Genomic DNA, 10819 nt, shown 5'->3' with positions numbered 1-10819 from the left:
CAGGCAATTCACCAATCAAAAAATCGGTGTCAACAAACATGGCACACTATTGAGTTCTCAAACAACAGACACCCACGGCCTCCACACCCCAACCAGGGCGCTTCCGCTACCGGAGCAACTTGTCCATCTTACCCATCCGGCCCGCCGTGTCAAACCGACACGCTCCGGGACCATCCGGAATTCTCCGCGCCTTCGCCTCGGGTTTCCCCACCGGCTTCCGGCGCGAGATAAAACTATACCCACACCCGGCCCGAACGCCAAATCGGGGCCCCGACGGGCGCCCGCAGCGCCCGCCGAGGCCCCGCGATCCGCGGAATCCCGCGGATCCGAGCCCCTGGGACTACCCGGCAGCCGTCCCGACCGCCCCCGGGTCCCCCACGGCTCCGGCCGGCACCAGGTACACGACCCCGAGCGGCGGCAGCGACACCTCGGCGGACGCGGGCTGGCCGTGGTGCTCGGCCGAGGTCGCGGTGACCGTCCCGTTGACGACGCCGGATCCGCCGAACTCCTCGGCGTCCGTGTTGAGGACCTCGACCCACTCCCCGGCCGCCGGCAGGCCGAGCAGGTGCCCGTGGTGCGGTCCGCCGGAGAAGTTCGCGACCGCGACGAGCGGGTTGCCGGCCTTGTCCCGACGGATGAAGGAGAGCACGTTCGCGCCCGCGCCGTGCGTGTCGATCCACTGGAACCCGGCGGGGTCGTTGTCCACCTCCCACAGCTGCGGGTGCCCGCGGTAGAGCTCGTTGAGCCGGCGCACGGCCAGCTGGACGCCGCGGTGCTGCGGGGTGTCGGTCAGCCACCAGTCGAGTCCGTGGGCCTCGTTCCACTCGGCCTCCTGGCCGAACTCGGTGCCCATGAACACCAGCTGCTTGCCCGGGTGGGCCCACTGGTAGGCCAGGTACGCGCGCACCTGGGCGAGCTGGCGCCACCGGTCCCCCGGCATCTTGCGCAGCAGCGACCCCTTGCCGTGCACCACCTCGTCGTGGCTGATGGGCAGCATGAAGTTCTCGCTCCACGCGTACACCAGCGAGAACGTGAGCTTGCCGTGGTGGTGCGAGCGGTTCACGGGGTCCTCGGCCATGTACTGCAGCGAGTCGTGCATCCAGCCCATGTTCCACTTCAGGCCGAACCCGAGCCCGCCGAACGAGGTCGGCCGGGTGACGCCGTCGAACGCCGTGGACTCCTCGGCGATCATGACGGCGCCGGGGTGGAGGCGGTACACGGTCGCGGTGGTCTCCTGCAGGAACGCGATCGCCTCCAGGTTCTCCCGCCCGCCGTGCACGTTCGGGTACCACTGGCCGTCCTCGCGGGAGTAGTCCAGGTACAGCATCGAGGCGACGGCGTCGACGCGCAGCCCGTCGATGTGGAACTCCTCGAGCCAGTACAGGGCGTTGGCGACGAGGAAGTTGCGCACCTCGGTCCGGCCGTAGTCGAAGATCAGCGTCCCCCAGTCGGGGTGCTCGCCGCGGCGCGGGTCGCCGTGCTCGTACAGCGGCTCGCCGTCGAAGCGGGCGAGGGCCCACTCGTCCTTGGGGAAGTGCGCGGGCACCCAGTCGAGGATGACGCCGATGCCGGCCCGGTGCAGCCGGTCCACGAGGTAGCGGAAGTCGTCCGGGTGGCCGAACCGGGACGTCGGCGCGTAGTAGCCGGTGACCTGGTAGCCCCAGGACCCGCCGAACGGGTGCTCGGCCACGGGCATGAACTCCACGTGCGTGAAGCCCTGCCAGGTCACGTACTCCACGAGCTCCTCGGCCAGCTCGCGGTACCCGAGCCCCACGCGCCACGAGCCCAGGTGCACCTCGTAGACGCTCATCGGCGAGTTGTGCGGGTCGCGGGCCGCGCGGGCGGCCATCCACTCGTCGTCCTTGAACCCGTAGTCGCACTCCACGACGACGGAGCCGGTCAGCGGCGGGACCTCGGTGTGGCGGGCCAGCGGGTCGGCCTTCTCCCGCCAGTGCCCGTCCCGGCCGAGCAGCTCGAACTTGTAGATGGCGCCGGCCACGACGCCCGGGATGAACAGCTCCCACACGCCGCTCTGGCCGAGGGAGCGCATCGCATGCACGGATCCGTCCCAGCCGTTGAAGTCGCCCTTGACGCGCACGGCCCGCGCGTTGGGCGCCCACACGGAGAAGCTGGTGCCGGCCGTGTCGCCGAGCGCGGAGTGGTAGCGGCGCACATGCGCGCCGAGGGCCGTCCACAGCTTCTCGTGCCGGCCCTCCGCGATCAGGTGCAGGTCGATCTCGCCCAGCGTGGGCAGGTAGTGGTAGGCGTCGTCGACGGTCTGCGGGGCGTGGCCGTCGTATTCGACCTCGAGCCGGTAGTCCGGCACGTGGCCCTCGCGGTCCCCGGGCGGAAGCACGGCGACCCACACGCCGCCGTACTCGTGGGCCATCTCGGTGCGCCCGTCGGCGGTGGCGACGGCGACGCGCTTGGCGAGCCGGCGCAGCGTGCGCACCGTGGTGTGCCCGTCGTCGTGCAGGTGCGCGCCGAGCACGGCGTGCGGCGCGTGGTGGGCGCCGTGCGCGACGGCGGAGAGCGTCTCCTGCGGCACCAGCAGCGGCGGCGGCAGGTCGGGGCCGGGGGACGCCGGCGGCGTGTCCGGTCCGGGGACGGTCCCGACGCCGAACGCCGTGTGCGCCCCGCCGGCTTGCGTGCTGTCGCCGGAGCCGAGGGGCACGCCCGTGGTCTGGGCGGGGTCGTTGCTCTGCATGTCGGTCAGTACCTCCTGGACGGCCGACGCCGGGACCTGAACCCACGACGGTCGGTTTTGCGTTTCGTAGGCGACCTCGTAGAGGGCCTTGTCGAGCCAGAGGGCCCGGAACAGTGGGGAGCCCGTGTCCACGGGTTCGCCGGAGGCGTCCTCGTAGCCGGCGAGGAACGCGGCGCGGGCCGCGCGGGCCCAGTCGCGGGAGGCCCGCTCCGCGTCGGCGGGCGCGCCGGGGGTGCGGGCCGCAAGCCCGGCGGCGTAGTCGAAGGAGCGGAGCATGCCGACGACGTCGCGCAGCGCCACGTCCAGCCCGGTCCGCTCCCCCGCCTCCCGCAGCGGCTCGCCCTCGAAGTCCAGCACGACCCAGCGCCCGCCCGGCGCGTGGAGCACCTGGCCGAGGTGGTAGTCGCCGTGGATGCGCTGCAGCGGGGGCAGGTCGCTGAGCTCGGCGACGGCGTCGAGGACGGCCGCGAAGGCGGCCTGCCCGCCCTCGTCCGCGCCGACCGCGTCGGCCGCGGCGCGCCACCCCCAGACGAGCCGGTTGCGCAGGGCCTCCGCGAAGGCGGCGGCGTCGGCCGGGTCGGCCCGGCGGGCCCCGGCGACCTGGCGCAGGTCGGCGTGCAGGCGGGCGGTCGCGGCGCCGATCCCGCGGGCCTGCCCGGTGAAGTCGGTGCCGTCGACGGCGGCCGTGCTGGCGGCGCGCCAGGCGTCCTGGCTGCCGCCGATGAACTCGCGCAGCACGCCGACGGCCCCGGTGACGGTGCCGCCCGGGGTCTCCCATTCGGCGTCGACCCAGCCGTAGGTGGCCGGCACGTCGTGCGACCCGCCGGCCGTGAGCAGCCCGCCGAGCTCCACGTCCGGGTTGTTGCCCGCCGCCGGGACGCGGAAGAACTTGGCGATGGTGTCGCCGGCGGCGGACTCCACGACGACGCTGGTGTTGGACTGCTCCCCCGCGAGCACGCCGGCGGCGACCGGCTGCTCGAGCGGCGGGCGGTCCGCGTAGCCGCCGGCGGCGTGGCCGGTGAAGCCCGGGCCCCGGGCCTGGGTGCGCATGAGCTCGAGCCAGGCGGCGACGAACGCGGGGTCGTGGGCGCCGTCGTAGACGTGCCACGTGCCCGTCGCGCGGCGGCCCGACGTGTCGAGGGTGCCGATGAGGGCCGGGTCGTCGTCGAGCGTGCCGCCCGCCCCGGACGGGTCGGTGGGCAGGGGCTCCAGCCGCAGGGACACGGGGACGTGGACGACGGCGGGGCCGGCCGCGGAGCCCGCTTCCCCGGCCGTGTCGACCGCGAGCAGCAGGGACTCGAGCTGGACCTCGCCGCGCGGGTCGTCGAGCGGGACGGAACCGACCCGCCGCAGGGTGAAGTCCCGGCCGCGGGCGGGGAACCACCGCTGGGCGGGCAGCCACCCGGCGATCAACCCCAGCAGCTCGGCATCGTGGTCGGTCATGGCGTGCGGGCCTCCTGCGTGTGGTGGTCTCAAGCGCCCGGTGCCGGGGCGGCGACGAGCGGCAGGCTGCGGGTGGCCGGCGAGTGGGTGTCGGAGCGGACCGAGCGCAGGCGCAGCCAGTAGAAGCCCTGCGAGCCCAGGGTGACGGTGGTCGTGCCGTCCTCGCGGACGGCCCCGAAGACTGTCCCGCCGAAGATGTCCCGCAGCCCCCTGCCCTCGAACCCGGTCAGGTCGAGCTCGGTGGAGACCGGGTGCTGGGAGAGGTTGAAGACGCACAGGATCGACTCGCCCTCGTCGTCCTCGTCGTCGGCCCGCGCCGGGCGCTCCCGCAGGAACGCCAACACGGCGGCGGAGGACGCGTCCACGTTGCGGTAGCTTCCGGTGCCGAACACCTCGTGCTCGCGGCGCACGCCCAGGACCTGGCGGACCCAGTGCAGCATCGACCCGGAGTGGGCGAGCTGGGCCTCGACGTTGATGGTCGTGAAGTTGTAGACGAGGGACTGCACCACCGGCAGGTACAGCTTGCCCGGGTCTGCCGTGGAGAAGCCGGCGTTGCGGTCGGGGTTCCACTGCATGGGCGTGCGGGACGCGTCGCGGTCCTCGAGCCAGATGTTGTCGCCCATCCCGATCTCGTCCCCGTAGTAGAGGAACGGCGAGCCGGGCAGGGACAGCAGCAGCGCGTGGATCAGCTCGAGCTCGGCCCGCGAGTTGTCCAGCAGGGGGGCCAGCCGGCGGCGGATGCCGACGTTGGCCCGCATGCGGGAGTCGGGCGCGTACCAGCCGAGCATCGCCTCGCGCTCCTCCGGCGTGACCATCTCCAGGGTCAGCTCGTCGTGGTTGCGCAGGAACGTGCCCCACTGGGTGCCGGCCGGGATGCCGGGGGTCTCCTCCATCGTCTCGATGATGGGGGCGGCCAGCTGGTCGCGCAGCGCGTAGAACAGCCGCGGCATGATCGGGAAGTGGAAGCACATGTGGCACTCCGGCTCCTCCTCGGAGCCGAAGTACTCGACGACCTCGTGCGGAGGCTGGTTGGCCTCGGCGATGATGACGCGGCCCGGGTACTCGTCGTCGACCAGGGTCCGCAGCCGGCGCAGGAAGGCGTGCGTGGGCTCCAGGTTCTCGCAGTTGGTGCCGTCTTCCTCGTACAGGTACGGGATCGCGTCGGCCCGGAAGCCGTCGACCCCGAGGTCCAGCCAGAAGCGCACGACGTCGAACATCGCCTCGTGGACCCGCGGGTTCTCGAAGTTCAGGTCCGGCTGGTGGCTGAAGAACCGGTGCCAGAAGAACTGGCGCCGCACCGGGTCGAACGTCCAGTTCGACTCCTCGGTGTCGACGAAGATGATGCGCGCGTCGGCGTACTTCTCGTCGGTGTCCGACCACACGTAGAAGTCCCCGTACTCGCCGTCGGGGTCCGAGCGCGACGCCTGGAACCACGGGTGTTCGTCGGACGTGTGGTTCATGGGCAGGTCGATGATGATGCGCAGGCCCCGGGCGTGGGCCTCGGAGACCAGCCGCCGGAAGTCCGAGATCGTGCCGAACTCGTCCAGCACGTCGTAGTAGTCGGCGACGTCGTAGCCGCCGTCGCGCAGCGGGGACTTGAAGAACGGCGGCACCCACAGGCAGTCCACGCCGAGCCACTGCAGGTAGTCCAGCCGCTCGATGAGGCCGGCGAGGTCGCCGCTGCCGTCGCCGTTCCCGTCGGCGAAGGCCCGCACCAGCACCTCGTAGAACACCGCCTTGCGGTGCCACTCGGGGTCGTGGACCAGGCCGGGCGCGTTGAGCTGGTACGGGTTCGCCACTGCTACGGCCTCCTGACGTGAAGGATGTGGGCGGGTTCTGTGTGCGGGTCGAGCCGGACGTAGTTGCGTTCGCCCCACCGCCACGACTGCCCGGTGAGCAGGTCGTCGACGGTGAACCGGCCCTCGTGGTCGAGGTCCTCCGGGCGCAGCCGCAGGGCGTCGAGGTCGAGCACGACCTCCCCCTCGCGGGCGCCGTGCGGATCCGTGTTGACGACGACGATCACGGTGTCCAGGCGCCGGACGCCGCCGTCGTCGTACTCCTTGGTCTTCGAGAAGGCGACCGTCGCGCCGTCGGTGGCCCGGTGCACGACCAGGTTGCGCAGGTCCCCCAGCGCCGGGTGCGTGCGGCGGATCTCGTTGAGCCGGCGCAGGTAGGGCGCCAGGGACCGGCCCTCAGCCTCCGCCGCGGCGAAGTCGCGCGGCTTGTACTCGTACTTCTCGTTGTCGATGTACTCCTCGGCGCCGGGCCGGGCGACGTGCTCGAACAGCTCGTAGCCCGCGTAGACGCCCCACAGCGGGGCGGCCATGGACGCCAGGACGGCGCGGATCCGGAACGCGGCCGGCCCGCCGAATTGCAGGTACTCCGTGAGGATGTCCGGGGTGTTGACGAAGAAGTTCGGCCGGAAGTACGCGCCGGTCTCCTGGCTGACCTCGGCGAGGTACTCCTCGAGCTCGTCCTTCGTGTTGCGCCAGGTGAAGTACGTGTAGGACTGCTGGAACCCGGCCTTGGCCAGGGCCTGCATCATGGCCGGGCGGGTGAAGGCCTCGGCCAGGAACACCGTGCCGGGCCGGCGGGACTCGACCTGCGCGATCAGCCACTGCCAGAACCACAGCGGCTTCGTGTGCGGGTTGTCCACGCGGAAGATCCGCACGCCGCGGTCCACCCACAGCAGCACGATGCGCAGGACCTCGGCGGAGAGCCCGTCCGGGTCGTTGTCGAAGTTCAGCGGGTAGATGTCCTGGTACTTCTTCGGCGGGTTCTCCGCGTACGCGATCGAGCCGTCGACGCGCGTCGTGAACCACTGCGGGTGCTCGCGGACCCACGGGTGGTCCGGGGACGCCTGCAGGGCCAGGTCGAGGGCGACCTCCAGGCCGGCGTCCCGGGCCCGCGCCACGAACGCGGCGAAGTCCTCCTCCGTGCCCAGGTCCGGGTGGATCGCGTCGTGCCCGCCCTCCGCGGAGCCGATCGCCCACGGCGAGCCGGGGTCGTGGGGCCCGGCGACCAGCGTGTTGTTCGGGCCCTTCCGGTGCGCCCGGCCGATCGGGTGGATCGGCGGCAGGTAGATGATGTCGAAGCCCATGTCCGCGACGGCCGGGAGCCGCTCGGCCGCCGTCGCGAACGTCCCGGAGCGGAACGTGCCCGTCTCCGGGTCGTACACCGCGCCCTCCGAGCGGGGGAAGAACTCGTACCAGGCGCCCCGGCCGGCGCGCTCGCGCTCGACCAGCAGCGGGAAGCGGCCGCTGCGGGTGACCCAGCGGCGCAGCGGATAGTCGCCCAGGGTCCGGCGGACGGCGGGGGACGCGCCGGCCGCGAGCCGGGTCGGAACCTCCCGGCCCGTGTCGCGCAGGCCGGCGGCGGCCTGGCGGAGGGCGGCGGCGCCGGCGAGGCGCCGGTCCTCGGAGTCGCCCGGGACGGGCGCGAACGGGGCGAACCCGCCGGGGGCCGTGCCGTTGCGGCCGCGCCCGGACAGCTCCCTGGCGGCGGCCTCCAGCGCCCCGGCCCCGTCGGAGAGCAGGCGCGCGCCCTCGGCCAGCATCAGCTCGGTGTCGACGCCGGCGTCGATCTTGACGCGCGCGTTGTGCAGCCAGGTCCCGTACGGGTCGTCCCAGGCCTCGACCTCGAACTCCCACTGGCCCGCGGCGTCCGGCCGGACGACGGCCCGCCAGGAGTCGGTGCCGGCCGGGCCCGGCTCCATCCGGACGCGGGCCGCCTCGCGGCCGTCGGGGGCATAGAGCACCGCCGTGGTGCCCAGCGCGTCGTGCCCCTCCCGGAACGCGGTGGCGCCCACCGGGACGTCCTCGCCGGGCACCGCCTTGGCCGGAAAGCGCCCGCCGTCGACGACGGGGCTGATGTTGGTCACGGGGATCCGGCCGAACCGGGCCTGCTGTGGCTTCGTCACGGGGTAGACGCTAGCGAGTACCCGCCACGTTTTCCAAGGGTGACCAGCGACGGGCCGACTGTGACTGGGGACACGACACCAAACGCGCCGGTGCGCTACCGTCGGACGCGTGAAGGCACTTCGACGTTTCACCGTCCGCACCGCGCTTCCCGAATCCATCGCCGGCCTCGGCACTCTGGCCGCCAACCTCCGCTGGGGCTGGCACCGGCCGACGGCCGAACTCTTCCGCCGGCTCGACCCCGAGCGCTGGGAGGCCGTCCGCGAGGACCCGACCGCGCTGCTCGGCAGCTTCACCCGGGCCGAGCTGGCCGCCCTGGCCGGCGACGAGGACCTCGTCCGCGCCGTGGCCGCCGCCGTCGCCGACCTCGAGGCCTACCTCACCGAACCGCGGTGGCACCAGCGGGCCAACGACGGCGCCGCGCCCCGCTCCATCGCCTACTTCTCCCCCGAGTTCGGCATCACGGCCGCGCTCCCCCAGTACTCGGGCGGCCTCGGCATCCTCGCCGGCGACCACCTCAAGGCCGCCTCGGACCTGGGGCTGCCGATCGTCGGGGTCGGGCTGTTCTACGCGTCCGGCTACTTCCGCCAGTCCCTGGACCGGGCCGGGTGGCAGCAGGAGGACTACCCGGTCCTGGACCCGCACGGGCTGCCCCTGGCCCTGCTCCGCGAGGAGGACGGCGCGCCGGCGAAGGTCGAGCTGCCGCTGCCGCACGGGCGGCGCCTCGTGGCCCGGATCTGGCGGGCCGACGTCGGCCGCGTGCCGCTGCTGCTGCTCGACTCGGACCTGCCCGAGAACGACGACGCCGCGCGCCGGATCACGGACCGCCTCTACGGGGGCGGCGGCGACCACCGCCTGCAGCAGGAGCTGCTCCTCGGCGTCGGCGGGGTCCGGGCGCTGCGCGCGTACTCCCGGATCACGGGCGCGCCGGAGCCGGAGGTCTACCACACCAACGAGGGGCACGCCGGCTTCCAGGGGATCGAGCGAATCCGGGAGCTGATGACGGGCAGCGGCCTGGCCTGGGACGAGGCGCTCGTGGCCGTCCGGGCCGCGACCGTCTTCACGACGCACACCCCGGTTCCGGCGGGCATCGACCGCTTCGACGCCACCCAGGTGGCGCACTTCCTGGGCGGCGGCCTCGCGGAGGGCGTCCCGCTGGAGCGGGCCATGGCGCTCGGCGCGGAGGACTACGAGGGCGGGGACCCGCACACGTTCAACATGGCCGTCATGGGCCTGCGCCTGGCGCAGCGCGCCAACGGCGTCGCGAAGCTGCACGGCCGGGTCTCCCGAGCCATGTTCGCCGGGCTGTGGCCGGGCTTCGACACGCACGAGGTGCCGATCACGTCCGTGACGAACGGCGTGCACGTGCCCACCTGGGTGGACCCGCAGGTCGCCGCCGTCGCCCGCGAGCACCTGGGCGACTCCGGCAGCCCCTCGGCCGACTTCTCCCGCGCGGCCGAGGTCCCGGACGAGGCCGTGTGGGCCCTGCGCCGGCGGTTGCGGCTGCAGCTGGTCGAGGACGCGCGGCGGCGGCTGCGCGCCTCCTGCGTGGCGCGCGGCATGCCGGAGGCCGAGCTGGGGTGGACGGCCTCCGTCCTGGACCCCGACGTGCTGACCATCGGCTTCGCCCGGCGCGTGCCCACCTACAAGCGGCTGACGCTGATGCTGCGCGACCCGCAGCGGCTCAAGGCGCTGTTGCTGCACCCGACCCACCCGATCCAGCTGGTCATCGCCGGCAAGTCCCACCCCGCGGACGAGGCCGGCAAGAAGATGATCCAGGACCTGGTCCGGTTCACGGACGACCCGGCCATCCGGCACCGCATCGTGTTCCTGCCGAACTACGACATGGGGATGGCCCGCACCCTGTTCCCCGGCTGCGACGTCTGGCTGAACAACCCGCTGCGCCCGCTCGAGGCGTGCGGCACCTCCGGCATGAAGGCCGCGATCAACGGCGGCCTGAACCTGTCCATCCTCGACGGCTGGTGGGACGAGATGCACGACGGCGACAACGGCTGGGCCATCCCCTCGGCCGGGGACGCCGCCGGGGCCCACGAGCGCGACGACCTGGAGGCCACGGCCCTCTACGCGCTGCTAGAGAACACGGTCGCGCCGCGCTTCTACGGGCTGGAGCGGCATCCGGACGCCACGGCGGCCGGCGCGGCGGGGCCCTCCGAGCCGGAGCCCGACGGGCTGCCCCGGCACTGGATCCGGATGATCAAGCACACGCTCGCGGACCTGGGCCCCCGGGTGTCGGCGACCCGGATGGTCCGGGAGTACGCCGAGCGCCTGTACCGCCCCGCCGCCGAGTCCGGGCGGGCCGTGTCCGCCTCGGGGTTCGTCCCCGCCCGCCGCCTGGCGGCGGCCGCGGCCGAGGCCCGCGCGGCGTGGCCCGGGGTGGCGGTGGAGCACGTGGACGTGGAGGGCATCGGCGAGGACCCCAGCATCGGGGACCGGCTCACGGTGCGCGCCCACCTCGATCTGGCCGGGCTCGCCCCGGGCGCGGTCGCGGTGCAGGCCCTGTTCGGGCCGGTCGGGGACGCCGACGACCTGGAGTTGCCGTCCGCGGTGGAGCTGGACCACGACGCGGACCTCGGCGCCGGCCGGCACGCGTTCGCCGGCGTGCTGGTGCTGGACCGCCCGGGCGCGTTCGGCTACACGGTGCGGGTCGTGCCGCGGCACGGGCTGCTCTCCTCCGACGCCGAGCTCGGGCTGGTCGCGGCCGCGCGGTAGGCGCTCGGGTCCCGACGACGCC

Annotated in this window: 4 protein-coding genes; 1 reads left to right on the top strand and 3 read right to left on the bottom strand. The window is 73.4% G+C overall.

Annotated elements, in window-relative coordinates:
* Positions 1-340 precede the first annotated feature (340 nt).
* Genes glgB through AC1Q5D_RS16745 form a run of 3 tightly spaced genes read right to left on the bottom strand, consistent with a single transcriptional unit; the run spans position 341 to position 8069 of the window.
* On the bottom strand, positions 341-4150 hold the full coding sequence (gene glgB, locus AC1Q5D_RS16755; RefSeq protein WP_481739591.1) for a 1,4-alpha-glucan branching protein GlgB: 3810 nt from the start codon (positions 4148-4150) through the stop codon (positions 341-343).
* A gap of 29 nt (positions 4151-4179) precedes the next feature.
* Complete coding sequence (treS, locus tag AC1Q5D_RS16750) at positions 4180-5949, bottom strand: maltose alpha-D-glucosyltransferase (RefSeq protein ID WP_481739590.1); 1770 nt, start codon at positions 5947-5949, stop codon at positions 4180-4182.
* A gap of 2 nt (positions 5950-5951) precedes the next feature.
* Positions 5952-8069 carry an alpha-1,4-glucan--maltose-1-phosphate maltosyltransferase gene (locus tag AC1Q5D_RS16745; RefSeq protein ID WP_481739589.1) on the bottom strand — a complete coding sequence of 706 codons (2118 nt, stop codon included), beginning with the start codon at positions 8067-8069 and terminating at the stop codon, positions 5952-5954.
* A gap of 109 nt (positions 8070-8178) precedes the next feature.
* Between AC1Q5D_RS16745 and glgP the strand changes: the two genes are divergently transcribed.
* The gene (glgP, locus tag AC1Q5D_RS16740; RefSeq protein ID WP_481739588.1) at positions 8179-10797 is read left to right on the top strand and encodes an alpha-glucan family phosphorylase; all 2619 of its coding nucleotides are present in this window, start codon (positions 8179-8181) and stop codon (positions 10795-10797) included.
* The last annotated feature ends 22 nt before the right edge of the window (positions 10798-10819 follow it).

It is taken from the genome of Arthrobacter paludis (assembly GCF_056782315.1).
The sequence above is the reverse complement of the archived record's forward strand: the minus strand, read 5'-3'. Positions and strand labels throughout refer to the sequence as shown.